This window comes from Salinicola sp. 4072, assembly GCF_036663415.1.
GTDB classification, from domain to species: Bacteria; Pseudomonadota; Gammaproteobacteria; order Pseudomonadales; family Halomonadaceae; genus Salinicola; species Salinicola salarius_A.
The window spans coordinates 55709-81506 of record NZ_JAXOVV010000010.1; the positions used below are offsets into that span (position 1 = coordinate 55709).

Below are 25798 nucleotides of genomic sequence, written 5' to 3' on the forward strand. Positions count from 1 at the left end.
GCACGGGACTCGCGGTCCCGGTAATGTGCTCAATGGGTCGGCAACGTCATGGCGGCGCGGGGTTGCGGCGTGTCCTCGTAGCAGCCCAGCACGCTCTGGTCGAAGTCGATGATCGTCCCGGTCATCATTCCCGAGTCGCCACTGACCAGAAACGCCACGCCGCCGGCGACTTCCTGAGGGTCGAGCAGTCGGCCGGCCGGCTGCGCGGCGGCGGCCCTGGCCAGCCAGTCGTCGTCGGCAGCGTGAAAGGTCTTCTGGATGTTGTCCTCGCCGGGGGTATTCATCCAGCCGATGTTGAGCCCGTTGACCCGGATGCGGTTGCGCATCAGCGAGAAGGCGGCGTTGCGGGTCAACGTGGCCAGGGCGCCCTTGCTGCCGCAGTAGGCGCTGATGAAGGGTTGGCCGCCGTGGCCGGACATGCTGAGGATATTGACGATGCGGCCCTCGATGCCATCGCGGATCATCAGTTTGGCGGCGTCCTGCATAAGGAAGAACGGCGCCTTGGTATTGACGTCGAATAACCGGTCGAAGGCGGCTTCATCGGTATCGAAGAGGGTGCCGCGCTCGGTATTGCCGGCGCAGTTGACCAGGATGTCGAGGCGCCCGAAGCGCTCGTCGGCGGTCTGAATGATGCGACGACAATCGGCGACCTGGCCCAGATCGGCAGTCACGAAGACGGCCCGACAAGTGGACGACGAGAGCGAATCCGCCAAGGCCTCGCCCTTGTCACGAGAGCGTCCGCAGAGGATCAGCCCGGCGAGGCCAAGCTCGCTGAGGCGCCGGGCGACGGCCTCGCCGAGGCCTTGGGTGGAGCCGGTAACGACAGCGACCTGGCCGCTGAGAGAGGTGTGCTGTGTCATCAGAATTTCCTCGTAGGGGTTAGGCGCCATCCAGCGCTATCCAGCCGCCATCGTGATGCGAGCGCTCGATGGCATCGATCAGGGCATTGACCCGCCTGGCCTGGCGGAAGTCGGGAGAGAGCGGCTGGCGGCCGGCCAGTCCCTCGATCAGGTCACGGATCTCGATAATCTTCTGGTCGTTGTAGCCAAGCCCATGCCCCGGAGCCGGGCAGAAGTCGGCGTAGTCCGGGTGCTCCGGGCCGATCAGCAGAGTGCGAAACCCGCGCCGGCCGCGTGGCCCCTCCTGCTGGTAGAGCTTGAGCTCGCTCATGCGCTCCTGGTCGAAGGTGATGGCACCCTTGGTGCCGGTGACGGTGTAGGCGAGACCCAACTTGCGCCCTGAGGCGATGCGCGAGGTCTCGATGCTGCCGATAAGGCCGCTGTCGAAGCGCAGCAGTGCCTGGGCATGGTCATCGTTCTCGACCGGGTGCATGCCGCTGCCATCCGCCATCGGGCGTTCCGTGATCACGGTCTGGAGCTGGCCGCAGACCTGGGTGATGGACTGTCCGGTCAGGTACTCGGCCATGTTGAGAATGTGGGAACCCAGGTCACCCAGGGCGCCGGCGCCCGCGGTTTCACGAAAGGTATGCCAGTCGTGGTGCTTGGTCGGGTCGGCCAGGTAATCCTCGTTGTGGCGGCCACGAAAGTGGATCACCTCGCCGATTTCGCCGCTGGCAATGATCTCCCGAGCCAGCTGGCTGGCTGGGTTGCGCACATAGTTGAAGCCGACCAGTGTCTTGACGCCGGCGCGCTCAGCCGCCGCGACCATCTCGACGGCGTCGGCATCATTCAGCGCCATGGGCTTCTCCAGGTACACATGCTTGCCCTGGGCGATGGCCGCTAGCGCCATCTCCTTGTGCAGGAAATTCGGCGCGCAGATGTCCACCACGTCGACCCGAGGGTCGGCTACCAGTACTCGCCAGTCGCCGGTAGCGCGGGCGAATCCCAGCTCCCGGGCCTTGCGGGTCGCCAGAGTCTCGTCGACCTCGGCGAGCAGCTCACAGATCGGTGTCGCGGACAGGTCAAACACCCGGGGCGCTGCGTGCAGGGCAATGGCATGCGCCTTGCCCATGTAGCCGGTGCCTATCAGTCCAAAATGGAAGGAGGTCATGGCGTTGGCTCCAAGAGACGTTAGGGGGACGGATCGTTTCAGGCAACCTGACTTTTCTTCTGTTGGTCGCTGCGCTGGAACTCGGCCAGTTCGGCATCAAGGTTCTCCAGCTCGGCGCCACCGGCCATCATGTTGAGTACCTCCTCACGCGTGACGTCTTCCTTGCGGAAGGTACCCAAGCTGCCGCCGCGCGACAGCAGAGTGAAGGCATTGGCTACCGGAAAAGCGTGATGGACGTTGTGGGTGATGAAGATCACCGACAAGCCATCAGCCCGCGCTTTGGCGATATAGCGCAGCACCACCGAGGCCTGCTTGACCCCCAGCGCCGAGGTCGGCTCGTCCAGAATCAGCACCTTGGCGCCAAAGTAGACCGCCCGGGCGATGGCCACACACTGACGCTCACCGCCGGAAAGTGTGCCCACCGGCTGGCTTGGGTCGCGCACGTCGATGCCGATCTTGGCCATTTCCTCCATCGCGATACGGTCTGCGTATTTCCAGTCAACACGCTTAAGTGGTCCCCAGCCGACCGTTGGCTCGCGGCCCATGAAGAAGTTACGGGTAATGGACATCAGTGGAATCATCGCCAGGTCTTGAAAGACGGTGGCGATCCCAGCATCTAGCGCGAAGGCGGGCGACTTGAAGCGGATCTCCTGGCCGTCGACGAACATCTGGCCGTGGGTCGGCTTGTGCACGCCCGAGAGTGTCTTGATCAACGTGGATTTGCCGGCGCCGTTGTCGCCCAGCAGGCACATGACTTCGCCGGAATACACTTGCATCGAGATGTCGCTCAGGGCGATGACGCTGCCGAAGTGCTTGCTGACGTTGCGCATCTCGATCATGGGAGTACGTTCGCTCATGTCACTTGGCCTCCATCGCCTTCTTGCGCATAAAGTTGTTGAACAGCACGGCGACCAGCAGCATTACTCCCATAAAAACTTGGAACCAGTCGGTGTTGACGCCGGTGTAGAAGATACCCATTTGAACCATGCCGAAGATGAGCGCGCCCAGCGCCGCTCCGATGGCTGAGCCATAGCCCCCGGTGAGCAGGGCACCACCGATGACCACGGCAATGATTGCCTCGAGTTCCTTGAGTAACCCGCGAATGGTATCTGCCGAGCCGGTGTCCATGACCTGAATGCAGGCAAAGATGGTGGCGGAGAAAGCGGTAAACATGAATAGTGAAATCTTGACGCGATGGACAGGTACGCCCGAATTGCGCGCAGCGTTAGCGTCGCCGCCGCTGGCGAAGATCCAGTTACCGTAAGGCGTACATAGCAACACCCAGGTTGCCACGGCGGTTAAGCCCAACCACCAGACGATAGAGACTGGAATGCCCGAGACGACGGGGTTGCCCGCAAAATTGGTCGCCATCCAGCCATTTGCCGCCATCCAACTGAACAGGCCCGTGGCCACCTCGCCGGAGAATAGCGCCGCGAACCAGTCACCAGGGATATGCTCTTGTACGCCCCCCACCTGAGTACGTCCGGTCAATAACCGGCTGACACCAATCGCTAGGCCACGCAGAATAAAAAGAAAACCCAGGGTAACGATAAACGACGGCAACCCCGTTTTATTGACCAGATTACCGTTAATCCAGCCCACCAGGCCCGCACAGGCGAACGCTAATAAAATAGCGGCCCATAGCGGCCAGCCATACTCCACCGCAGGAATAGCAATCAGAATGCCCGCCAAGCCAATCATCGAGCCAATCGAGAGATCAAACTCACCGCCGATCATCAGCAGCGCAGCCGCCGTGGCGATAATGCCGAGCTGAGCGGCGACTTCAAGAAAATTAATAATACCCGCGGGGGTAAACATCCCGGTTCCGCTGGAAGCAGCGATAAAGAAGGCAAGCACCAACACGGCACCCGCTAGTGCGCCCAGCTCAGGGCGATTGAGCGCTTTTTTCCAAAATGAGACCTTCTGAATCCGCTCATCTTGATCAGCCGCTGCTGGTGCAGCAGGTTGGTTATTTTCATTGGAACTCATGGCGATCGACTCCCAAGGCTCGGCGATGTCGAGCCTTTTCCGATTAGGTAGTTATCAACGGATGCCTTGGCTACTCAGCTCAATAACTTGCGCAGCGTTTTCTTGAGTGACAAACCCCGGGCCGGTGGCAACATCCCCTGCGGGTAATAGGCCATTCTTGACGAACTGATCTAGGAACATGACGGGCAAGTAACCCTGCATGTACTGCTGTTGGTCGATCGCAAAATCTAGGTCACCCGCATCAAGCGCTTCTAGAATGCCTGGCGAGAGATCAAAGGTACCCAGAGTGAATGTGTCGGTAGCACCTTGCTCACGCATGGCCTGGATCATTGGATCTGCCGCCAACGGACCCAGCGTTAACACACCGCGAACGTCGTTGTTCTGGTTGAGATAAGCCACGATGGCATTGCGAATGTTGGTGGGGTCGTAAGTGGTCGCCAGCTGGTCTGCATTGCCATCAAAGCCGTCGACAAAACCATCACAGCGCTGGTCAAGGCCCTGGTTACCCTGTTCATGGTTGACGCAAACGCCTTTCTCAACGCCCATTTCCTGCATACGCTCGGCGGCCTGCTTACCCGCCTCGTACTCACTCTGCCCAATGTGCAAACGGGCGCCATAATCCCGCGCCACATCACCACCAGAGTTGATGGTGATGACTGGAATGCCGTTATCAACCGCATCTTGCACAACGCTGCCCAGGGCATTTTCGTCGGTGAAAGAGAGGATCAAACCGTCTGGTTGAGACGCCACCGCCGCCTGGACGAGTTGCTGCATTTTGGCCATGTCAAAGGTGGAAGGCGCGCGGTACTCAAGCTCAGCGCCGACGAGGTCAGCCGCCGCCTCAGCGCCATTCTTTACCACGGACCAGAAGGGATCGGAGGGAACGCCATGGGTCACCATGACGAAGCGGTTTGCTTCTTGTGTCTCTTGTGCCTGTGCCGTGCCGGCCATGAGTGCTGCGGCGGTGGTCGAGGCCAGCAGCCAATGGGATAGACGTGCCATGGGTAAAATCCTCGTGATTGTCGTTATGTGGTTGTGGTATATGCAACGCGTTGCCAAGATGAAATATAGATTCTATTGCTTTGATTTACAAATCATTCATTCTATACTTTGGTATAAATGAAATGGATATTCCATTTCACCTAGACTATAGGCATGCAACAGGCTCGATTCAACGTGCCCAGCCAGGGCGAGGAAGATCGAAACATGAATCAAACGCCTCAAGATTTCAGCGAACTGGAAACCCGCATCACACAGGAGTACGCCACCTTGAGCCGGCGTCTCCAGCAGACTGCGCGCTTCCTGCTCGATAATCCCCAGGAGGTGGCCTTCGCCACCGTGGCAAGGCTTGCCGAGCAAGCGGACGTGACGCCCTCGACCCTGATCCGCTTCGCCAACAGCTTCGATTTTTCCGGTTTCTCCGAGATGCAACAGCTGTTCCGTACGCGGCTGGTCGACGAATTGCCCAACTATACCGAACGAATTCGCGCGGTACGCACGGCGACCGGTGAAACCCCCGACAGCACCCAATTGCTATGGGAATTCGCCGAGGCTAACCGTGAGGTACTGGAGCAACTGCCGGGACGCATCGATCCGCGTAGCCTGGAGCGTGCGTTGGACATCTTCGAACGCGCCGACGCGATCCATGTGATGGGAGCCCGCCGCAGCTTCATTGTGGCCAGCTACATGACCTATGCGCTGCACCACATCGACAAGCGTGTCTTTCTGGTGAACGGGCTGGGGGGAATGTACGGCGAGCAGGTTCGCGCCATCGGCCCCGGGGATGCGCTTCTGGTGGTGAGCTTCTCGCCCTATGCCCAGGAGTCCCGAGACGTGGCAGCCGCGGCCCGCGAGCGCGGTATCCCGCTGGTAGTGATCACCGACTCGACCCTGAGCCCGCTGGCACGATTGGCCGATGTGGTGCTGGTCGTGCATGAGGCTGAAGTAAAGAGCTTCCGCGGCCTGACCGCCTCGCTGTGCCTCACCCAGACACTGGCCATTGCTTTGGGTGTTCGACAGGACAAGGCCAGGGATCGCCCTACCACAGACGGCGATGCTCAGCAAGCATGACCAAGCAATACACGGAAGTTCACAGACAATAAGAGGACACCTTTATGAGACTCGCCCTGATCGGCGCCGGACGCATCGGCAAGGTGCACGCCCAAACCATCGATGCCCACCCCGAGGTGACCCTGGTAGGTGTGGCCGACTTCCATGCCCCAGCGGCCGAGGCACTGGCGGCCCAGTATGGGGCCCGTATACTGAGCACCGACGCCGTCTTCGAGGAGGCCAACATCGATGCCGTGCTAATCGCTTCGAGTACGCCCACCCACGCTGATTATCTCGAGCAGGCAGCACGCGCTGGCAAGGCCATTCTCTGTGAAAAGCCCATCGCCCTGGATCTTGCCCGGACTCGCGATGCGCTACAGGTATTGGAATCCCATCCGGTAATCTGTGCGCTGGGCTTTAATCGCCGCCACGATCCACAGTTCGCTGCGCTGAAGAAGGCCGTCGTGGAAGGGCGTATTGGTAGCTTGGAGACCCTGAGCATTATCAGCCGCGATCCCGCGCCGCCGCCCGCCGAGTATGTGTTGGCCTCAGGCGGCCTGTTCCGCGACATGATGATTCATGATTTCGATATGGTGCGCTGGCTAGTCGACGAGCCCATTACCTATGTACAGGCGACTGGCAGTTGCCTGATCGACCCCGCTATCGGCGAAGCCGGCGATATTGATACGGCGATGGTCACTCTGACTACCGCTAGTGGCCGGCTCTGCCACATCAGTAATTCACGTCGCGCCTGCTACGGCTATGACCAGCGTGTTGAGGCTTTTGGCAGCGCCGGCATGCTCCAGGTACAAAATGAGAGCGATACCCGCCTGCGGTTTACCGGAGAGCCCGGCCAGGTCGAGGAAAAACCCCACTGGTTCTTCCTGGAACGTTACGCGACGGCCTACCGCATCGAGATAGACGATTTCGTGCGCGCCTGGCGCGAGCGGAGCGCGCCGCTGGCCGGTGCCCAGGATGGGCTCGAGGCGCTGCGCCTCGCCGAGGCCGCCGAGCGTTCATTGCATGAAGGTCGCCGGATCGCACTGGACGACATTCACTGATGACATCGAACAGGACAGGAGAGCAATAATGGCATCACTTCTGGTACGTCCCCACGAACCCGATACTCAGGGCAAGGTGCTTGAGGTTACCCCTGAATCTGCCGGCTGGGAGCATGTCGGCTTCCGCGTCCATCAACTGGCCAAGGACCAGCGCGTCGAAGCCAATACCGGCGGCCGCGAGCACTGCCTGGTACTGCTTTCCGGCCGCGCCACCGTGACCAGTGGCGAGCACCGCTGGGAGGACATCGGCGAACGGATGGACATCTTCGAGAAGATCCCGCCCTATGCCGTCTACCTGCCCGACGGCGTGAGCTACAGTATCGAGGCGACCACCGACCTGGAGATCGCCGTGTGCAGCGCCCCGGGATATGGCAACCATGAGGCTCGTCTGATCGCCCCCAGCGACGTCAAGCGCGCCACGCGCGGCGCCGGCAGCAATACGCGCCATATTCAGGATATTCTACCTGAGACAGAACCGGCCGATAGCCTGCTGGTGATCGAGGTTTATACACCGTCTGGTAACTGGTCAAGCTACCCGCCGCACAAGCACGACGTAGACAACTTGCCCAACGAGTCGATTCTCGAGGAAACCTATTACCATCGTCTGAATCCATCCCAGGGATTCGCCTTCCAGCGGGTCTATACTGATGACCGTTCGCTAGACGAAACCATGGCGGTGGAAAACGGTGACTGCGTGATGGTGCCATGCGGTTATCATCCGGTGGGAGCGGCGCATGGCTACGAACTCTACTACCTCAATGTCATGGCCGGGCCGAAGCGGGAGTGGAAATTCCAGAACGATCCTGCCCACGATTGGATCGTCAAGCAGTAAACGTGTCCTGCTCGTCGTCGCGCTCCGTGACGACATTTTCTTTCCCGCCGCGTCGGGTTTTTTCGTTGGCTGTCCGAAAGCTCAGAAAAACGCGAGCTACCTTAAGTACGCATGTGGTGTGCCAGAAGAGGAGCCCTGAGGGGGCCTATAACCTAGTCCATTTTCAGGTGGCACATACGGCCTGTAGCCTCGGCACTATGCACCCGAACCAGCTCAGTTTCATCAAGCCGTTCACTGGATCATCAAGGAGTTGACGGTACTGCCTTTGGGTTTCATCGGGGGGCGTCCTCAGCGTCATTCAGGCGATCACCTTGAACTTCCTCCTGCCAGAGCGGCCAGAATGATCGTATCCCCGATCGATCAGGTCCAGACTGAGGAAGTACCCGACTAAAAGAAATGCCAGTCAGTGCTAACTGACTGGCATTAGGCCAAGAGGCCGGGCGTTCGATTTGAGGCTATGCCGCGTGGGCGATCAACCCAGCAGCTTCTCGGCACGAGCGACGACGTTGTCGACAGTGAAGCCGAAGTGCTTGAACAGATCGCCGGCCTTGCCTGATTCGCCGTAGGTCGTCATGCCGACGACGTCGCCGTCGAGACCGACGTACTTGTACCAGGTCGACGGAATCGCCGCTTCCACCGCCAGCCGTGCGCGTACCGAGCGCGGCAGCACGGACTCGCGATAGCTCTCGTCCTGCTCGTCGAAGGCGCTGGTGCACGGCATGGAGACCACGCGAACCTTCTTGCCCTTGCCTTCAAGCGTCTTGGCGGCATCCATCGCCAGGCCGACTTCGGAGCCGGTGGCGATCAGGATCAGCTCCGGCTTGCCGCCCTCGGCATCCTTCAGTACGTAGCCGCCGCGGCGGATGTTCGTCAGCTGCGCCTCGTCACGCGACTGCGCCGGCAGATCCTGACGCGAGAAGATCAGCGCGGTCGGCCCGGTCTCGCGCTTCAGGCCCTCGACCCAGGCCGCGGTGGTTTCGGTGGCATCGCACGGGCGCCAGGTCGCCAGACCCGGCAGGTTGCGCAGGTCGGCCAGCTGTTCGACCGGCTGGTGCGTGGGGCCATCTTCGCCCAGACCGATGGAGTCGTGGGTGAAGACGTGGATGATGCGGGTGTGCGACAGCGAGGACATGCGCACGGCGTTGTGCATGTACTCCATGAAGACCAGGAAGGTGGCGTCATAGGGAATGAAGCCGCCGTGGGTCGCGATACCGTTGGCGATCGCGCCCATGCCGAATTCGCGCACGCCGTAGTGCAGGTAGCCGCCGTTGAAGTCTTCCTTGGTGATCGCCTTGGCGCCTTTCCACAGCGTCAGGTTGGAGGGCGCCAGATCGGCACTGCCGCCGAACAGTTCGGGCAGGTTCGGCCCCAGCTCGTTGAGCACGCCCAGCGAGGCTTTGCGGGAAGCGGTGGTCTCGGATTTTTCCTGAGCGGCCTTGATCAGGGCATCACCGTCGAAGCCGGCCGGCAGTTCACCGTTGTAGCGGCGCTTGAGCTCCTTGGCGAGTTCCGGATGCGCCTTTTCATAGGCGGCCAGCTTCTCGTCGTATTCCGCTTCGAGCTTGCGGCCCTTGTCGCGGGCGTCCCACGCCTGGTAGTACTCGTCGGGGATCTGGAACGCGGGGTGTTCCCAGCCCAGTTCCTTGCGCGCGGCCGCGACTTCGTCTTCACCCAGAGCGGCACCGTGGCTCTCTTCCTTGCCGGCCTTGTTGGGCGAGCCGAAGCCGATCACGGTCTTGCAGATGATCAGCGTGGGCTTGTCGGTAACGCGCTTGGCTTCCTCGATCGCCTTGTTGATCTGCTCGGCGTCGTGGCCATCGACATCACGGATCACGTGCCAGTGGTAGGCCTCGAAGCGCTTGCCGGTATCGTCGGTGAACCAGCCTTCAACTTCACCGTCGATCGAGATGCCGTTGTCATCGTAGAACACGACCAGGTTGCCCAGGCCGAGCGTACCGGCCAGCGAGCACGCCTCGTGGCTGATGCCTTCCATCAGGCAGCCGTCGCCGGCGAAGACCCACACGCGGTGATCGACGATTTCGTGACCGTCACGGTTGAACTGCGCGGCCAGCGTGCGTTCGGCGATGGCCATGCCGACGCCGTTGGCCAGACCCTGGCCGAGCGGGCCGGTGGTGGTCTCGATGCCGCGGGTGTAACCGTGCTCTGGGTGGCCGGGCGTCTTCGAGCCCAGCTGGCGGAAGTTTTCGAGTTCCTTCATCGGCAGGTCGTAGCCGGTCAGATGAAGCAGCGAATAGTGCAGCATCGAGCCGTGACCGTTGGAGAGAATGAAACGGTCGCGATCTTCCCAGTCCGGGTTGGCCGGGTTGTGCTTGAGATGGTCGTTCCACAGGACTTCCGCGATATCGGCCATGCCCATCGGCATGCCGGGATGGCCGGAATTGGCCTTCTGCACGGCGTCCATGGAAAGCGCACGGATAGCGTTGGCTAGCTGACGACGAGATGGCATTGGCTTTCGGATCCCCTGGATTGTCAATGAATGATGGTCGTAAATGGATGACGAAGCGAGACGCGATCTGGCGCTCAATTCGACGCAAGCAGCGAGGCTTCGTTCACGATCGCCTCGAATGCGGCTGGATCATGTGCGAACCGCCCCAGAAACAGCCCGTCGACCTGTCCTGCCAGCCGAGTCAACAGGTCGGGGCCGGCACTGCCGCCATAGATCATGCTGGCTGAAGGATGCGCGGCCAGATGCTCGCGCAATCCTTGGCAGACTGTCGCAATGTGCGCAAGCGATGCCGGTTCCGCGGCACCGATGGCCCAGTGAGGCTCGTAGGCGATCACCAGTGGCTGTGACCGCTGGGCGGGCGTCGCCAATGATAGTGCCGAATCGATCTGCTCGCGGCAGTCGGCAATGGCATCCAGCGGATCGCCACGCTCAGACTCGCCGATGCAGAGCACCGGTATCAAGTCATGCGCCAGGGCCACCTGGGTCTTGGCGGCGACGATATCGGCATCTTCCCCGAACAGGCGTCGCCGTTCGGCGTGGCCGATCTCGACGTAGCGGCATCCCATTTCGGCCAGCATCGCCCCGCTCACCTCGCCAGTATAAGCACCGTGCGGCGACTGATACAGGTTTTGGCCGCCGACACCGACGGGCGTACCGGCAAAACATTCGAGGACCGGGGGCAGGGCGGGGAAGCTGGGCAGCACGAACAGCGCCACCCGGCCGTCCTGAACGGCCGGGTGGCGAGAAAGGTTGTCGGCGACCTGGCGGCACCAGGTCAGCGTCTGGGCATAACCGAAATACATCTTGAAGCTGATGCCCAGCGTGATCGGAGGTTGTGCCATGTGGTTCTCGAGTCGCTCCCTGATTCTTCTCTGATCGGTTCGTCGCCGCCCGGTGCGCTGGCGTCTCGTTCATCGCCGATCGACGACGGGCTGAATGGCGCCGACGATCAGGGACAGCGAGATCGCCCCTGGATCGGGCGTGCCGAGACTCTTCTCGGCCAGCGGCCGAGCGCGGCCCATCTTCGGCTTCATGTCGGCCGTGGCCTGGGCTGCGGAGGCCGAGGCATCGACCGCCTTGCGCCACGCCTGCGGGAAATCGTCGCCGGCAGCGACGGCCCGTTCGAGCGTCTCGCTGAACGGTACCAGCGCATCGACCAGCGTCTTGTCGCCGAGCCTGGCCTTGCCGAACGTCATGACATCTTCCCTGGCCTTGGTGATCCCCTGTGCATAGCGCGCGGGGGTCGGCTCGTCTTCATCGCCGAGCGCCACGCTCAGGGCGCTGAGCATGACACCCCAGATGGCGCCGGAGGTACCGCCCGCGCGATCCGCCCAGGCTTCTGCCGCCAAGCGTAGCAGAGTGCCGGCGCCAGCGTTGCGGCTGACGGCGTCTTCTGCGGCCAGTTCGGCCGCGACGGCGCCGCGCTGCATGCCGATGCCGTGATCACCGTCTCCGGCGATGGCATCGAGTCGGCCCAGCTCCTCGGCCTTCTGGTCGATGAGCTTGCGCGTGGCGCTCAAGGCCTGGTAAAGGCAGCGGGCGGCGGCGATCGATTCCTCGCTCGCCGGCGGGATGGCATCGGCATCGGGGATGTCCAGCTCGGAAGCATCGATCGGTGGCGCGGCTTCGAGACTGCCCTTGCGATAGGCCGGGGCATCCGCCGGCGCTTTCCACAGCCGTTCCAGCTCCTCATCGAGCCAGAACAGGGTCAGCGAGGCGCCGGCCATGTCGAGACTGGTCACCAGCTCGCCCACTTCCGGCTCGACGATCTCCAGCCCGGCTGCACTCAGCAACTGGTGGACCCGACGATAGACCACGAACAGCTCTTCGTACTTGATCGACCCCAGACCATTGAGCAGTACCGAGGCTCTAGCGCCTTTTACACTGCCGATACCATCGGGAATCTCTTCCATCAGGTGAGAAACGAGCAGTTCCGCCAGCGCATCGGCGGTGGGCACGTCCTGTTCGCTGATGCCCGGCTCGCCGTGGATGCCCAGCCCGACCGCCATCTTGCCCGCTGGCACGTGGAACAGTGCATCCTTCGCCCCCGGCAGCGTACAGCCATCGAAGGCCACTCCCATCGAGCGCGTGCGGAAGTTGGCTGCGCGCGAGACGCGAACGACCTCCTCAAGGGAATAACCGGCCTCGGCCGCTGCCGCCGCGACCTTGAACACGGTCAGATCACCGGCGATTCCGCGGCGCTTGTGAATCTCGTCCTGAGTAGCGCTGGAAACATCGTCGATGACGGCGACGATCTCGCAGGGGATGCCTTCACGAATCAGGCGTTCCCGCGCCTGGCCGAAGTGCAGAACGTCACCGGCGTAGTTGCCGAAACTGAGCAGAACCCCGGCGCCGTTGTTGGCTGCCTTGCAGACGTTGTAGACCTGCTGCGCCGACGGCGAGGCGAACAGGTTGCCCATCACCGCGCCGTGGGCCAGGCCCTGGCCGACCAGCCCGGCGAAGGCGGGGTAGTGTCCCGATCCGCCACCGATCACGACTGCCACGGTGCCCGGCTTGCTGCGTGTACTGCGAATGACGCCGCCAGGAACCTGGCAGACGCGCTGCGCGTGCGCCGCGACGAAGCCTTCGGTCGCTTCGTCGACGAAATTCACTGGGTCGTTGTAAAGGCGTGTCATGACCGACGCTCCCACAGGTTGGGTAAATGCCGCGCTGGAAAGTCCCGCTGTGCTTCGACTTTTCAGCTATTGAGTATTTGATCCTTTGATGCACATTTGGTTTGTGTGCGGTATGTCGACCATCATAGCGACGCCAGAAGGCGACGATATGCGACTTTGGTGGGGATGAGGGCGCTCTTTTCGCTAGTGTCGATGCATCCGGGAAGCCGCGATACCGCTCGCTATTACAGCCTTTGGCACCTTTTCGACCGCTTTTCATGCCGCCGAAATGAGCATATGAATAAAATTTGTTCATATGAGCGGAGTGGGTCTATGATGTCGTCGTCGACTGAACAGGAGGCGAGCAATGGCTCAGAAATGGCGGGTAGCGCTGGGGTGTGATGAAGCGGCCTACGAGATGAAGCAGGCGATGATCGAGCATGTCAGGTCGCTGGGGCACGAAGTCGAGGACTTCGGGACCCACGACGCGCAGCCGGTTCTCTATCCGGATATCGCCTTCGAAGTGGCGCAAGCCATTGCCGACGGGCGTTTCGACCGCGGCATCCTGATGTGTGGAACGGGCATCGGCGTGGCGATCTCGGCCAACAAGGTGCCGGGCATCCGAGCGGCCCAGGCGCACGACACCTACTCGGCGGAGCGGGCGCGCAAGAGTAACGATGCGCAGATCGTCACCATGGGCGCGCGTGTGATCGGCATCGAGCTGGCCAAGACGATTGCCGAGACGTTCCTGAGCAGCGAGTTCGACCCAGGCGGGCGGTCACAGCCGAAGGTGGATCGGATCGAGGCTTACGAGCGCGACCATCGCTGATCGGCCGGACCTCGAAAGTCTGTCCTTAAGAAAGGATCGCACGACATGCCGTAGCTGGGCATGTCGTGCATTTTTTTGCGTGGTTGCCCGGTGTCGCCTCGCTCGTGGTGGCGTGTCGGCATGGGTGGTCATCGAGAAATGGGGTTAGGTGGGAGGAGTGGCGCTCGCTGTTCGTTACGGGGAATGTTCATTTGATGACATTGCAGGTCTTTTGATCATCGCGTGCGTTTGCGGTTATGGATAAATTCATGTTGCGTTGATTGTCATTTTCAATAGAAAAAACAGTAAGTTTTTGCCTTATCCTCCCAAAGTCTAGATTGCTTGGTCGGCGCTAAAGACCGTAAATGATCGCTGAAATGCATTGAGCATATGATCTTCATGGATTCATGTGCTGCATAAGCAAAGGGATCATCACTCGAGGAGGCGTCTCCATGAAAATCGTCAGAGCCGGCGTCGTGCTGGCATTCAGCGTACTGTCATCCGCCATGATGGTATCCGCGGCCCAGGCCGAGGGGCCGGGCACAGGAAAAGCCGATAGCTATCGATTTGTCCTGGTGCCCAAGGTGGTGCATCCCTGGTTCGACAAGGTCAACCAGGGCGCCCAGCAGGCCGCGGCGGCCATCGAGGCACAGACCGGCTCCGAGGTCGACATTCAGTACTCGGCGCCACAGAGCGCCAACGTCGCCCAGCAGAACGAAATCATCGAACGCGCCATCTCGACCCGCCCTGACGGCATCATCGTCGACCTGCTCGATCCCAGCGGTAACCGCACGGTGCTGCAGGAAGCGCAGGAGCAGGGAATCCCGGTCACGCTGTTCGATTCGATCAATCCTGAAGGAATGAATCTGACGACGATCGGCAGCGACTTCTGCGAGCAGGCGGAAATGGCGGCCAATCGCCTGGTCGAGTTGCTGGATGGTGAAGGTCAGGTGGCGATCATGATGGGCGTGCCCACGGCCCCCAACCACGCCGAGCGCGCCCGTTGCGCACAGGCGGTCTTCGATTCGCACGACGGTATCGAGGTCGTTGCGACCGGTGTCGACAACGATGACATCAACACGGCGCAGCAGCAGGCCTCCGCCATCATGCAGGCCAATCCCGACCTGGACGGCTGGGTCGCCTCCGACGCGGCGGGGCCGGTGGGGATTGGTCAAGCGATCAAGGAGGCCGACAAGGTCGGCAAGGTCCAGTTGGTGGGCCTCGATGATCTCAGCCAGATGCTGGTACTGATCAAGGAAGGGGTGGCGGATTCGTCGTCCGCTTCACGGCCCACCATGCAGGGCTACTGGTCGGTGATCAACATGTGGCAGTTGGCCACGGGGGCGATCACGCCTAATCACATCGATACCGGCAACGTCATGATCACGCCCGATAACGTCGATTCATTCATGGAGTGATATCGCGAGCCGCTTCTGGCTGCGGCAGAGGTGCCGCGTACGGAAGCGGCCGGCTGAATGTACCGGTGTCCGGTAGATGTATCGGTATCAGATGGATGTATCGGTACCAGGTAGATGTATCAGCAGGAGGGCGGCAATGGCGTATCTTCACGTCGACCATGTCAGCAAGATGTACCCCGGGGTCAAGGCGCTGGACGACATCGTGCTCGAAATCGAGATGGGTAAGGTCCACACGCTGGCGGGTGAAAATGGCGCTGGCAAGTCGACTCTGGTCAAGATGCTGACCGGTACCGAGAGACCGTCTCAGGGGCGGGTCATGATCGATGGCCAGGATGCCGCGCATCACGCCTCTCTCTACAAGACCATTGCGTACGTGCCCCAGGAGATCAATCTGTTCGGCAACCTGACCGTTGCCGAGAATCTGTTCATGCCCTTTTCGCGCTCCCACCACGGCGGCTTGCTGTTTCGGCGGCGAGCGCTCGAGCAGGCCGCCAGACCGTGGATCGAGCGTTTCAAGATTGCCGCACAGCCGGGAGACAAGGTTCGACATATCTCGATCTCCGATCAGCAGCTGTTGCAGATCGCGCGCGCCTGCACCAACGAGTCGATGAAGATTCTGATTCTCGACGAGCCGACCTCGTCGTTGACGGAAACCGAAGTGGAGCGTGTCTTTCGCGTCGTACGCGACGTGGTGGCGTCGGGATGCGGGGTGGTGTTCATCTCGCACAAGTTCGACGAGATGTTCTCCATCAGCGACACCATCAGCGTGCTGCGCAACGGGCGCAAGATCGACACGCAGCCAGCATCCAAACTGGACCATCGCCAGCTAGTCGAGCTGATGTCCGGTCAGGAGGTCAAGACCGATGCCCGCCTGCAGCCGGAAGGAGGCAGCGGAGAGGTCATCCTTCAGGCCGAAGGATTGAGTGGCAAAGGATTCGAGGATGTCTCCTTCTCGCTGCGCCGAGGCGAAATCCTGGGGTTCGCCGGGTTGGTCGGCGCCGGCCGTTCCGAGGTGATGCAGACGCTGTTCGGTTACCTCCCGGCGCGTGCCGGAATGGTGCAGGTTCAGGGGCAGGAGTGGCGGCTGGGAGACACGCATTATTCCATCCGAAACGGGCTCTTTTATCTTTCCGAGGAGCGCAAGTATCACGGGATCTTTCCGGGGCAGAGCGTGCGTCGCAATATCGGCATGGCGCTGTTTGGCGGTACTGCGCGTGGCGGCATGATCGATGCGCGACGCGAGCGCGAGCGGGTGGCATCGATCGTGAACGATTACGACATCAAGACGCCCACCATGAACAAGAACATCGCGTTCCTTTCGGGAGGAAACCAGCAGAAAGCCATCATCGGACGTGCCATGGCCTGCGATCCTCGGGTATTGATCTTCGACGAGCCCACCAAGGGGATCGACATCCGCACCAAGATGGAGATCTATCGGCTGATGAAAGAACTGGCCGAGCGCGGCGTCGGGATCATCCTGGTGTCGTCGGAAATGGATGAACTCCAACGCTGCGCCAATCGCATCATCACCATGTACGAAGGACGAGTCAGTGGTGAATTTCATATCGACCAGGCCAGCGGCAACGCCCTCGTCGGCGCCATCCATGGTCATGAAGGAGACGGGCATGCTGCGTAAGGCAATGGGATTCATGGTCAGCAATCCGCTCAGCGGCGTCGTCAGCGTGCTGGCGATCATCGTGGTCGTCGCCTCGTTGCTGTCGGAGAACTTTCTCAATAGCTACAACCTGGTGATCATCGCCCGGGCGCTGGCGTTCATCGGCATCATTACCATCGCCCAGTCGATGTTGATGATCCTCGGCGAGCTGGATCTGTCGCTCGGTGCCATCGGCGGCTTCTGCGGGGTCATCGGTGGCATTCTGATGGTGAAAATGGGGCTCGATCCTTGGTTGGCATTTGCGCTGTGTCTGGTCATCGGTGCCATATTTGGGCTGATTAACGGTTTGCTGGTGACGCTGCTTCGTCTGCCATCTCTGGTGCTGACGATCGGGATGGCCGGAGTCTACGGCGGTCTCAATCTGGTCATCACCAAGGGCGTCGCGATTACCGGCATACCGGCCGATATCGGATTTCTTGGAAGCGGAAAATGGCTCGGCCTGCCGATCCCTTTCTGGGTCATGCTGGTATTTCTCGCCGTGGCTTGCTTCATTACGCTGAAGACGCCATTCGGGCGTTACATGTATGCGGTGGGCAGCAACCTCTCGGCGGCCAAGATGCTCGGTATCCGCACCGACCGCGTGCGCGTGGGCGTGTTCGCCTTCGCTGGCTTTCTCGCTGCCCTTGCGGGGATGCTGATGGTCGCCCGATTGGGGTCGGCGCAACCCTCCATCGGCGACTCCTGGGTGCTGGGGCCGATCGCTGCCTCGGTCATTGGCGGGGTGCCTACCACCGGCGGGATCGGTACGCCTCTGGGTGCCATCTTCGGTGCCGCGATCATCGGCATCATCGAGAACATCATCGTATTGCTCGGCATCTCGCCTTACTGGCAGTCGATGGTCAGTGGCGCGATCGTGGTAGTAGCCATCGCGCTCGATTCCATCTCGCGGCGCTATTTCAAGCGGGATTGAAAGGGGCTACAGGTGGAAAGAATCGATTCATCGGAGCGATGACAGGCGAGGCAATTGAAAATGCAAAGAAGAAATGAGTGGTTGAGCACGAAGCGCTACCAAAAAGTGTTGCTGGGAGCGGTCGCTGGCGCCGTGGCGCTTGCAACGGTGCAGGTAGAAGCACAGACGCTAGACCAGAATTTTGACGGCAAGGATCATTACCGCTTCGTGATCGTCCCTAAAGCCGTAGCGCCTTGGTTTGATAGCGTGAACGCTGGCGCAGAACAGGCGGCGCGGATGATCGAGGCGCAGAGCGGCGCCGAGGTGGAAATCGTCTATAGCGCGCCCCAGGAGTCGCAGGTGGCTATCCAGAATCAGATACTCGAACAGGCCATCGCCACTCGGCCGGATGGCATCGCTGTCGACCCCCTGGATGCCAACGCCAATCGTGCCATTCTGCAGGAAGCACTTGATCAGGGAATCAAAGTAGTGATCTTCGACTCGCCGGCACCGGAGGGGCTTGAGGTCAGCAGCGTTGGCAACGATTTTTGCGAGCAGGCTCAGATCGCGTCGCGACGACTGGTTGAACTGTTAGGAGAAGAGGGGCAGGTCGCGATCATGATGGGAACGCCAACCGCGCCCAATCATGCTATCCGTGTGCGTTGCCACCAAGCCGTATTCTCCGAATATCCCGATATTGAGGTCGTCGCTACGGGTATCAACAATGACAGTATCGTACAGGCCCAGAACCAGGCGGCGACAATCATGCAGGCACATCCCGATCTTGATGGCTGGGTTGTCTCCGAAGCGTCCGGTCCTATTGGTATCGGTCAAGCATTGAAAGAGGGGTAAAGTGGGGGAAGTACAACTTGTCGGTCTCGAAAGACTACCGGAAATGTTGCAGCTCGTTGATGAAGGTGTGGCCGATTCTACTGTGGCCAATCGTCCGGAGGCGCAGGGCTACTGGACCGTTCAGGCATTATGGCAACAGGTATTGGATGTCGCTGCGCCGGATTATATGGATACCGGAGTCGATCTGATTACCCGCGATAATTTGGGTGATTTTCAGTGAAATCGTAAAACTCTTTCGCTGTATCGACGGCGCGGCCAAAAGCCGCGCCGTTATTTTTTGATCGAGAAGACGCTCGTGAACGATGCTTGATTGTTCATATGTTCACAATTTGCTCATTTTAACCCCATTTTAATACTTTCAACGTGGCCGTTTCGTAACGAAAGATACGTAAAAACTTTGGTCTTAGCTCTTTGAATATAGGTTTTAAAAATCAATATAAATCAATAATTTATATTTTATTTGCCTAAAGTCTTAGGCCTGATTTATCGCACTTGCATTGATGTCCCTTTGTGTATTGCGCTAAAAACATATGACCGAAGTTTGAACATGTGTTTATCCACGGGAGATCTTCCATGAGCGAGTCCACCGCCACGTCCACGCAAACGGCTTCCACTGGCGATATCCCCAAGACGATGAAGGCGGTGGTCGCCTATGCGCCCGGAGACTATCGCTACGAGGAAGTGCCGGTTCCCGAGATCGATGCCAAGGAGATCCTGATCAAGGTCGAGGGGTGCGGTATCTGCGCCGGTGACATCAAGTCCTACGATGGCGCCCCCAGCTTCTGGGGCGACGAAACGCAGCCGGCCTATATCAAGGCGCCGATGATCCCTGGTCATGAGTTCATCGGCCGGGTGGTGAAGGTCGGTGCCGAGGTCGAGGGATATGCGGTCGGCGACCGCGTGATCTCCGAACAGATCGTGCCGTGCTGGAACTGTCGTTTCTGCGGCCGAGGCCAGTACTGGATGTGCGAGAAGCATGACCTTTACGGCTTCCAGAACAACGTCAACGGCGGCATGGCCGAGTACATGAAGTTCACCAAGGAGGCGATCAACTACCACGTCCCCGAGGAGCTGCCGCTGGAGAAGGCGATCCTGATCGAGCCTTACGCGTGTTCGCTACATGCGGTGCAGCGCGCGAAGATCGAGCTGGGCGACGTGGTGGTGCTTTCTGGCGCCGGCACGCTGGGGCTCGGCATGGTCGGCGCGGCCAAGAAGGCGGGGGCCGAAAAACTGATCGTGCTCGATCTGTTCGACGACCGTCTGGAGCTGGCCAAGAAGTTCGGTGCCGATCTGACGCTCAATCCCAAACGCGACGATGTGGTTTCGATCATCAAGGAGATGACCGAAGGCTACGGCTGCGACGTCTACATCGAGGCGACCGGGCATCCCAAGTCGGTGGAGCAGGGGCTATCGATGATCCGCAAGCTGGGCCGCTTCGTCGAGTTCAGCGTGTTCAAGGATCCGGTCAGCGTCGACTGGAGCATCATCTCCGACCGCAAGGAGCTCGATGTGCTCGGCTCGCATCTCGGCCCTTACTGCTATCCGCTGGTCATCGAGGGCATCCGTAAAGGCGACTTCCCCACCGAAGGCGTCGTCACCCACAAGCTGCCGCTGGAGAAATACGAGGAAGGTTTCGAGCTCATGAAGAACGGTTCGAAGTCACTCAAGATCGTGCTGATTCCCTGAGTTGTGATTCGTGCCGGGCGACGATCGGTTTCGTCGCCCGGCGCAGACGAGCGGCAGCAGAAGTTTCGTGGCAGAGATTCGCAGAAGAGGGCTCGCAGTGATGAGTGCAACAGTTGCCAGTCGGCCCGCGGCGCCGAAGAAGCTGAAAGGACGTCTGATCATCGGCGCCTGTGTGGTCGTGGTGCTGGCGGCGATGGCCTGGGATACCAAGGTCGTCGAGATTGGCACCGAGGCCGAGCTGGCCGGCGGGTTTTCCGCCGAAACCTATGGCGGAGAGCACTTTCCGGCCATTCGGGACAGCGTCGAGGCGCGTGCCGTCGAGGCCGGCGAGCTGGCGTCCGCCGTTCTCGAGGACTCGTCCGCGGCAGGGCAGAAATATGGCGTTGGCGACAGTTTCGGGCCAGTGGTGCCGGTGACCTTCACCGGGACGTTCGGTGAAGCCCGCTCGGGCATCTATACGGTCGAGGCCGACGGTGTGCCCGACGAGATCACGATCCGTGTGCAGACTGGCCCGGCGATCAACGGCACCGATCTGCGCGATGCCACCGGGGAGATCTCGTTCGGCGAGTTCACCAATCAGATCGAATACCAGAACGCGGGCGCCTCGATCAACGAGGCGATGAAGGCGGCGGTGCTGGCGGACATCGATACCGCTGACCTGGGCGGCAAGACCGTCAGGGTGACCGGCGTGTTCAAGCTGATCAATCCCAAGAACTGGCTGGTGACCCCCGTCAGCATGGAGGTGCAGTGATGGCTTCCTCTTCGAGTCGGCCCGCTCCCGCCAGCGAACCGGTCGACGATATCGTCCTGTCGGCGCGGGATGTCGCCAAGTCGTTCGGTAACGTGCATGCACTGAAGACGGTCAACTTCGATGTCTATCGGGGCCAGGTGACCACGCTGTTCGGCGAGAACGGCGCCGGCAAGTCGACGCTGATGAAGATCCTCTCCGGCGTCATTCAGCCGACCTCCGGCGAGATCCTGCTCGAGGGCGAGCCGGTACGCTTCGCCTCGACCACCGATGCCCAGCGGCTGGGCATCTCGATCATCCACCAGGAACTCAGCCTGGCGCCCAATCTCAGCGTTCGCGACAACATCTTCATGGGCCGCGAGCTGAAAGGGCCGATGGGCATCGACTATGCCGAAGAGGCGCGTCAGACCCGCGCCCTGATGGAGGAGCTCGACGAACCGATCGACCCGCTGACGCCGGTGGAGGATCTCCGCCTGGGGCAGCAGCAGATCGTCGAGATCGCCCGCGCGCTGTCGGTCAATTCGCGCATCCTGATCATGGACGAACCGACCTCGGCGCTGTCGGCGACCGAAGTCGAGGTCCTGTTTCGGGTCATTCGCGATCTCAAGAGTCGCGGTGTGTCGATCGTCTATATCTCCCACCATCTGGAAGAGGCGCTGCTCATCACCGATCACGCGGTGGTGCTGCGGGACGGCGTGATGACCGCCTACGCCAGGCGCGCGGACATCGATCTGGAGTGGATCGTGCGCAACATGGTCGGCGAGAACTTCGATCTCGGCTCGCCGCCGACCGGACACACCATGGGCGAGGTGGCGCTGTCGCTCGAGAATGTCAGCGTCGCCGACACGGCCGTGCCGGAGCGGTCGGTGGTCGATCGCCTGTCGCTGGACGTTCGCGCCGGCGAGATCGTCTGCATCTACGGGCTGATGGGCGCTGGGCGGACCGAGCTGCTCGAGTGCGTGGCGGGACGCGTGCCGCTGAGCGGCGGGCGAGTGGTGCTGGAAGGCGAGGACGTCTCGCACCTGAGTATCGCCGAGCGCATTGCCAAGGGGCTGGTGCTGGTGCCGGAAGATCGCCAGCGCGACGGCCTGGTACAGACGATGACGGTAGGCGAGAACCTGTCGCTGGCCAGCATCAAGGCGTTCACCCGCTGGCTGCTGACCTCGGGCAACCGTGAACGCAGCGTGGTCGACGAGTCGATTGCCAACGTCCACATCAAGACCGACGGGGCCAGGGCCGAGATCGGTTCGCTCTCCGGCGGCAACCAGCAGAAGGTGGTGATCGGCAAGATGCTGGCGACCCATCCCCGCGTGGTGGTGCTGGACGAGCCGAGCCGCGGCATCGATATCGGCGCCAAGGCCGAGGTATTCAAGCTGCTGGCGGAAGGCGCGTCGAAGCAAGGCCTCGCGGTGATCTTTTCCACCTCCGAGGTCGGCGAATGCCTGAGTATCGCTCACCGCATCGTGGTGATGAGTCGCGGGCGGATTGCGGCCGAGTTCGGTGCCGACGCTTCCAAGGAACAGATCATGGCTGCCTCCGGCGAAGCCGTGGTCGCCTGACAAGAGCACGCTAGCGCCTTTCCTCGAATGGAGTTTTGACATGTCCAAACACAGCCAAGCGGCAGAGCGCCAACGCGGTGGCTTCGACCTGGGTCGATTGCTGCTGGAAGGGCGCGCCTTCTTCGCCCTGATCGCGATCATCATCATCTTTTCGGCGCTATCGCCGGTCTATTTCTCGACCAACAACTTCCTGACGATGTCGTCCCACGTGGCGATCTTCGGGCTGCTGTCCATCGGCATGCTGCTGGTGATCCTGACCGGCGGCATCGACCTGTCCGTGGGCTCGACCCTGGGCCTGGCGGGAGTCGTGGCCGGCTTCCTGATGCAGGGCGTGACCTTCGACATGTTCGGCGTGACGCTCTATCCGCCGGTGTGGGTCGTGGTCATTCTCACCTGCGCGCTGGGCGCGTTCGTCGGTGCCATCAACGGCGTGCTGATCGCCTACTTCAAGGTGCCGGCCTTCGTCGCCACCCTGGGGCTACTCTATGTCGCTCGCGGCGTGGCGCTGCTGATGACCGACGGTCTGACCTACAACAATCTCGGCGGCAGCCCGGAGCTGGGCAACACCGGCTTCGACTGGCTCGGCTTCAACCGGCTGTTTGGCGTGCCGGTGGGCGTACTGATTCTGGCGGCGGTTGCGGTCGTCACCATTCTGGCGCTGGCGCGGACTCCGTTCGGTCGCTGGGTCTATTCGACCGGGGGCAACGCGCGGGCGGCCGAGCTCTCCGGCGTGCCGGTCAAGCGAGTGCAGGTCTCGGTCTACGTGCTCTCTGGCATCTGCGCGGCGATCGCCGGGCTGGTGCTCTCTTCCCAGTTGACCTCCGCCGGCCCCACCGCCGGTACCACCTATGAGCTGACCGCCATCGCTGGCGTGGTGATCGGCGGTGCCGCATTGACCGGCGGCCGCGGCAACGTGCGCGGCACCCTGCTCGGCGCTTTCGTGATCGGGTTTTTGTCCGACGGCCTCGTCATCATTGGCGTCTCTTCCTACTGGCAGACCGTTTTCACCGGCGCGGTGATCGTGCTGGCGGTCCTGCTCAACAGCATTCAGTACAGCGGGCGCAAGAAACGCGCGACCCAGTCGTCCGAGCCCGAATCGCCGCCCGCTTCGCCCACGTCTCCATCCTCGAGCGACGACGCATCCCGCGCGACGCCCGGGGCGGAAAGTAGTGCCGGCAAGCCGGCAACGCAGCATTAACCCGTACGTGTCGATCGACACGGGTTAGAAACACAACCGCAAAAGAAGGGTGATCCATCATGTTCAAGACAGGAAAACGCCTGCTGATCGCAGCCCTCGCCGTCAGTGCGCCGTTGCTCGCCGGAAGCGCCATGGCGCAGGACAAGGGGCTGATCTCGATCATCGTCAACGATACCTCCAACCCCTACTGGTTCACCGAGGGCAAGATTGCCCGCGAGACCGCCGAGGAACTGGGGTACGAAGCCAACGTCAGCGCTCACAAGGGGGATACCAACGCCGAAAGCCGCCAGATCGACACCGCGATCACCAATCAGGCCAAGGCAATCATTCTCGATCCCGCCAACGCCGATGGCTCTGTCGGGGCGGTGCGCAAGGCCGTCGAAGCCGGCATCCCGGTCTTTCTGGTCAACGCCGAAATCAACGAGCAGGGGCTGGCTAAGGCGCAGCTGGTTTCCAACAACGCGCAAGGCGCCGCGCTGGGCGCGCAGCAGTGGGTTCAGGCCGTCGGTGACTCGGCCAATTACGTCGAGTTGAAGGGGGCGCCTTCCGACAACAACGCCGCGACTCGCTCCAACGGCTATGAAACCGTGCTGAGTCAGTACCCGGATCTCAACAAGGTCGGTGAAGACGTCGCCAACTGGGATCGCACCCAAGGCTTCAACAAGATGCAGAGCCTGCTGCAGGCCAACCCGGATATCCAGGGGGTGATCAGCGGCAACGACGAGATGGCGCTAGGCGCGATCGCTGCCCTCAAGGAAGCCGGCAGGCTGGACGACGTGGTGGTCGGCGGCTTCGATGGCTCGCCCGATGCGGTCGAGGCGGTCAAGTCCGGCGAGCTCGCCTATACCGTGCTGCAGCCGGTGGCGATCTTCTCCAAGGCGGCCGTACAGATGGCGGACAAGTTCATTACCACCGGCGAAACCGGTGTGCAGGGCGAGAAGCACCTGTTCGATTGCCTGCTGATCACGCCGGACAACGTCGACAAGTACGTCTCGCCGTTCGTGCTCCAGCAGTAACACGCGCAACCGTTCGTCGATTCACCGCTGCGGGCTCTGGCTCGCGGCGGTTTTTGGATGGGGGCGCGGATCAGGGCTTGATCAGGCGGTAGCGAATGCCGGCGTCGTCCAGTACCTGCCGATGCCCGGCCGCCAGACCAGCATCGATCAGGACCAGGTCGAACTCGCTCAGATCGGCGAGCCGATGGAGCGCGCTGCTGCCGAACTTGGCGCTGTGGATCAGCAGAATGCGCCGCTCGGCCGCCGCCATCTGGGCGCGCTTGATCTGGGTCACGGCCGGATCCTGAACGTAAGCAGTAGTACCCAGTATTGCCGAAGCCGAAAGAATGGCGACATTGGCGCGCAGATTGACGAGCGTCTGCTCGCACAGCAGGCCGAAGGTGGCGTTGAAACGGGGCTGATAGTCCCCGCCCAGGGTGATCAGCTTGATACCGCCGACGGTCTTGAGCCGGTCGATGCTTTCCAGGCCGTTGGTGATCACGGTCAGCGGCTCCCGCGCCGGCAGCAGCGCGGCCAGCTCGCTGGCGGTGGTGGAGTCGTCCAGCATCACCGCTTCGCCGGGGGCGATCTCCTCCAGCGCCGCGCGGGCCAGCGCCTGCTTCTCCCGGGTCGCGATGTGCGAGCGCAGCGCGAAATTGCTCTCGAACACGCTGGAAGAGCGAGTGGTGACGCCGCCATGCTGCTTGTTGACCATGCCTTGTTCGGCAAGCGTGTCGAGATCGCGATGTACCGTCATGCGGCTGACGCCGAAACGGTCGGCCAGCTCGTCGACCTGTGCCGAGCCGGCCTGAATGAGGTAGTCCAGCATCGCCTGTCGGCGCGCCGAGGCGCCCTTGATCGCAGGTTGCGGCGCCTGGGTTCCGAACGAGGTCATGGCTCTCCCGTGACGTGAGAAATGAGGGGCGTAGTCTACCGCGACGCGGCGA

The 25798-nt window shown here is 61.3% G+C and carries 23 protein-coding genes; 14 read left to right on the forward strand and 9 right to left on the reverse strand.

All coding sequences use genetic code 11. The features are described from left to right. Positions 1-29 precede the first annotated feature (29 nt). Genes R3F72_RS08955 through R3F72_RS08975 form a run of 5 tightly spaced genes read right to left on the reverse strand, consistent with a single transcriptional unit; the run spans position 30 to position 5001 of the window. Positions 30-860, reverse strand: coding sequence for an SDR family oxidoreductase (locus R3F72_RS08955; RefSeq protein WP_040244947.1), 831 nt, complete (start codon positions 858-860; stop codon positions 30-32). Positions 861-879: 19 nt separating this feature from the next. Next, a complete protein-coding gene (locus R3F72_RS08960; RefSeq protein ID WP_040244640.1) occupies positions 880-2010 on the reverse strand; it encodes a Gfo/Idh/MocA family protein in 1131 nt (376 codons plus the stop codon). A 38-nt stretch (positions 2011-2048) separates the two neighbouring features. Next, positions 2049-2867 carry an ATP-binding cassette domain-containing protein gene (locus tag R3F72_RS08965; protein WP_040244639.1) on the reverse strand — a complete coding sequence of 273 codons (819 nt, stop codon included), beginning with the start codon at positions 2865-2867 and terminating at the stop codon, positions 2049-2051. 1 nt (position 2868) lies between these two features. Next, positions 2869-3999, reverse strand: a complete 1131-nt coding sequence (locus R3F72_RS08970; RefSeq protein ID WP_040244638.1) for an ABC transporter permease — start codon at positions 3997-3999, stop codon at positions 2869-2871. A gap of 54 nt (positions 4000-4053) precedes the next feature. Then, a complete protein-coding gene (locus R3F72_RS08975) occupies positions 4054-5001 on the reverse strand; it encodes a sugar ABC transporter substrate-binding protein (RefSeq protein WP_040244636.1) in 948 nt (315 codons plus the stop codon). A gap of 204 nt (positions 5002-5205) precedes the next feature. On the opposite strand from R3F72_RS08975, the gene R3F72_RS08980 reads away from it, so the two are divergent. From R3F72_RS08980 to iolB, 3 genes are read left to right on the forward strand one after another with little or no spacing between them, the layout of a single operon-like run. Further along, a complete protein-coding gene (locus R3F72_RS08980) occupies positions 5206-6069 on the forward strand; it encodes a MurR/RpiR family transcriptional regulator (protein ID WP_040244945.1) in 864 nt (287 codons plus the stop codon). 44 nt (positions 6070-6113) lie between these two features. Further along, positions 6114-7109 carry an inositol 2-dehydrogenase gene (gene iolG / locus R3F72_RS08985; RefSeq protein WP_040244634.1) on the forward strand — a complete coding sequence of 332 codons (996 nt, stop codon included), beginning with the start codon at positions 6114-6116 and terminating at the stop codon, positions 7107-7109. Between the two features lie 28 nt (positions 7110-7137). Then, entirely contained in the window at positions 7138-7941 is an 804-nt protein-coding gene (gene iolB, locus R3F72_RS08990) for a 5-deoxy-glucuronate isomerase (RefSeq protein ID WP_087720187.1), read from the forward strand. Positions 7942-8413: 472 nt separating this feature from the next. Here iolB and tkt read toward each other — a convergent pair whose 3' ends face one another. The 3 genes from tkt to R3F72_RS09005 form a co-directional block, all read right to left on the reverse strand. After that, positions 8414-10408, reverse strand: coding sequence for a transketolase (tkt, locus tag R3F72_RS08995; protein ID WP_332779477.1), 1995 nt, complete (start codon positions 10406-10408; stop codon positions 8414-8416). Between the two features lie 74 nt (positions 10409-10482). Continuing rightward, positions 10483-11250: a triose-phosphate isomerase family protein gene (locus tag R3F72_RS09000; protein WP_332779478.1), complete on the reverse strand. Its 768-nt coding sequence runs from the start codon at positions 11248-11250 to the stop codon at positions 10483-10485. 69 nt (positions 11251-11319) lie between these two features. Continuing rightward, positions 11320-13044, reverse strand: a complete 1725-nt coding sequence (locus R3F72_RS09005; protein WP_332779479.1) for a dihydroxyacetone kinase family protein — start codon at positions 13042-13044, stop codon at positions 11320-11322. Between the two features lie 346 nt (positions 13045-13390). Here R3F72_RS09005 and rpiB point away from each other — a divergent pair, with 346 nt between their 5' ends. The 11 genes from rpiB (at position 13391) to R3F72_RS09060 (ending at position 24872) form a co-directional block, all read left to right on the forward strand. Further along, a complete protein-coding gene (gene rpiB / locus R3F72_RS09010; RefSeq protein WP_071231436.1) occupies positions 13391-13852 on the forward strand; it encodes a ribose 5-phosphate isomerase B in 462 nt (153 codons plus the stop codon). Positions 13853-14283: 431 nt separating this feature from the next. Next, positions 14284-15249 (forward strand): substrate-binding domain-containing protein, encoded by a 966-nt coding sequence (locus R3F72_RS09015; RefSeq protein WP_087720191.1) that lies wholly within the window; start codon positions 14284-14286, stop codon positions 15247-15249. Positions 15250-15385: 136 nt separating this feature from the next. Beyond that, entirely contained in the window at positions 15386-16885 is a 1500-nt protein-coding gene (locus R3F72_RS09020; RefSeq protein ID WP_332779480.1) for a sugar ABC transporter ATP-binding protein, read from the forward strand. Continuing rightward, complete coding sequence (locus R3F72_RS09025) at positions 16875-17834, forward strand: ABC transporter permease (protein ID WP_332779481.1); 960 nt, start codon at positions 16875-16877, stop codon at positions 17832-17834. The genes R3F72_RS09020 and R3F72_RS09025 overlap by 11 nt, the downstream gene beginning before the upstream one ends. An 81-nt stretch (positions 17835-17915) precedes the next feature. Next, entirely contained in the window at positions 17916-18665 is a 750-nt protein-coding gene (locus R3F72_RS09030) for a substrate-binding domain-containing protein (RefSeq protein WP_332779482.1), read from the forward strand. 43 nt (positions 18666-18708) lie between these two features. Then, positions 18709-18885, forward strand: coding sequence for a hypothetical protein (locus tag R3F72_RS09035; protein WP_332779483.1), 177 nt, complete (start codon positions 18709-18711; stop codon positions 18883-18885). 353 nt (positions 18886-19238) lie between these two features. Next, positions 19239-20351 carry an MDR/zinc-dependent alcohol dehydrogenase-like family protein gene (locus tag R3F72_RS09040; RefSeq protein WP_087720194.1) on the forward strand — a complete coding sequence of 371 codons (1113 nt, stop codon included), beginning with the start codon at positions 19239-19241 and terminating at the stop codon, positions 20349-20351. Positions 20352-20451: 100 nt separating this feature from the next. Then, a complete protein-coding gene (locus R3F72_RS09045; RefSeq protein WP_087720195.1) occupies positions 20452-21102 on the forward strand; it encodes a DUF2291 family protein in 651 nt (216 codons plus the stop codon). Beyond that, entirely contained in the window at positions 21102-22658 is a 1557-nt protein-coding gene (locus R3F72_RS09050; protein WP_332779484.1) for a sugar ABC transporter ATP-binding protein, read from the forward strand. The genes R3F72_RS09045 and R3F72_RS09050 overlap by 1 nt, the downstream gene beginning before the upstream one ends. Before the next feature lie 40 nt (positions 22659-22698). After that, entirely contained in the window at positions 22699-23856 is a 1158-nt protein-coding gene (locus tag R3F72_RS09055; RefSeq protein ID WP_322528043.1) for an ABC transporter permease, read from the forward strand. A gap of 59 nt (positions 23857-23915) precedes the next feature. After that, entirely contained in the window at positions 23916-24872 is a 957-nt protein-coding gene (locus tag R3F72_RS09060; protein WP_110636849.1) for a D-ribose ABC transporter substrate-binding protein, read from the forward strand. A 70-nt stretch (positions 24873-24942) separates the two neighbouring features. Here the strand turns inward: R3F72_RS09060 and R3F72_RS09065 are convergent, their stop codons facing one another. Next, on the reverse strand, positions 24943-25746 hold the full coding sequence (locus R3F72_RS09065; RefSeq protein WP_332779485.1) for a DeoR/GlpR family DNA-binding transcription regulator: 804 nt from the start codon (positions 25744-25746) through the stop codon (positions 24943-24945). Between the last annotated feature and the right edge of the window lie 52 nt (positions 25747-25798).

Excerpts from the sequence above, each read along its gene's own strand:
- R3F72_RS08955 (WP_040244947.1), bottom strand. The coding sequence starts at position 860 with ATGACACAGCACACCTCTCTCAGCGGCCAGGTCGCTGTCGTTACCGGC.
- R3F72_RS08960 (WP_040244640.1), bottom strand. The coding sequence starts at position 2,010 with ATGACCTCCTTCCATTTTGGACTGATAGGCACCGGCTACATGGGCAAG.
- R3F72_RS08965 (WP_040244639.1), bottom strand. The coding sequence starts at position 2,867 with ATGAGCGAACGTACTCCCATGATCGAGATGCGCAACGTCAGCAAGCAC.
- R3F72_RS08970 (WP_040244638.1), bottom strand. The coding sequence starts at position 3,999 with ATGAGTTCCAATGAAAATAACCAACCTGCTGCACCAGCAGCGGCTGAT.
- R3F72_RS08975 (WP_040244636.1), bottom strand. The coding sequence starts at position 5,001 with ATGGCACGTCTATCCCATTGGCTGCTGGCCTCGACCACCGCCGCAGCA.
- R3F72_RS08980 (WP_040244945.1), top strand. The coding sequence starts at position 5,206 with ATGAATCAAACGCCTCAAGATTTCAGCGAACTGGAAACCCGCATCACA.
- iolG (WP_040244634.1), top strand. The coding sequence starts at position 6,114 with ATGAGACTCGCCCTGATCGGCGCCGGACGCATCGGCAAGGTGCACGCC.
- iolB (WP_087720187.1), top strand. The coding sequence starts at position 7,138 with ATGGCATCACTTCTGGTACGTCCCCACGAACCCGATACTCAGGGCAAG.
- tkt (WP_332779477.1), bottom strand. The coding sequence starts at position 10,408 with ATGCCATCTCGTCGTCAGCTAGCCAACGCTATCCGTGCGCTTTCCATG.
- R3F72_RS09000 (WP_332779478.1), bottom strand. The coding sequence starts at position 11,250 with ATGGCACAACCTCCGATCACGCTGGGCATCAGCTTCAAGATGTATTTC.
- R3F72_RS09005 (WP_332779479.1), bottom strand. The coding sequence starts at position 13,044 with ATGACACGCCTTTACAACGACCCAGTGAATTTCGTCGACGAAGCGACC.
- rpiB (WP_071231436.1), top strand. The coding sequence starts at position 13,391 with ATGGCTCAGAAATGGCGGGTAGCGCTGGGGTGTGATGAAGCGGCCTAC.
- R3F72_RS09015 (WP_087720191.1), top strand. The coding sequence starts at position 14,284 with ATGAAAATCGTCAGAGCCGGCGTCGTGCTGGCATTCAGCGTACTGTCA.
- R3F72_RS09020 (WP_332779480.1), top strand. The coding sequence starts at position 15,386 with ATGGCGTATCTTCACGTCGACCATGTCAGCAAGATGTACCCCGGGGTC.
- R3F72_RS09025 (WP_332779481.1), top strand. The coding sequence starts at position 16,875 with ATGCTGCGTAAGGCAATGGGATTCATGGTCAGCAATCCGCTCAGCGGC.
- R3F72_RS09035 (WP_332779483.1), top strand. The coding sequence starts at position 18,709 with ATGTTGCAGCTCGTTGATGAAGGTGTGGCCGATTCTACTGTGGCCAAT.
- R3F72_RS09040 (WP_087720194.1), top strand. The coding sequence starts at position 19,239 with ATGAGCGAGTCCACCGCCACGTCCACGCAAACGGCTTCCACTGGCGAT.
- R3F72_RS09045 (WP_087720195.1), top strand. The coding sequence starts at position 20,452 with ATGAGTGCAACAGTTGCCAGTCGGCCCGCGGCGCCGAAGAAGCTGAAA.
- R3F72_RS09050 (WP_332779484.1), top strand. The coding sequence starts at position 21,102 with ATGGCTTCCTCTTCGAGTCGGCCCGCTCCCGCCAGCGAACCGGTCGAC.
- R3F72_RS09055 (WP_322528043.1), top strand. The coding sequence starts at position 22,699 with ATGTCCAAACACAGCCAAGCGGCAGAGCGCCAACGCGGTGGCTTCGAC.
- R3F72_RS09060 (WP_110636849.1), top strand. The coding sequence starts at position 23,916 with ATGTTCAAGACAGGAAAACGCCTGCTGATCGCAGCCCTCGCCGTCAGT.
- R3F72_RS09065 (WP_332779485.1), bottom strand. The coding sequence starts at position 25,746 with ATGACCTCGTTCGGAACCCAGGCGCCGCAACCTGCGATCAAGGGCGCC.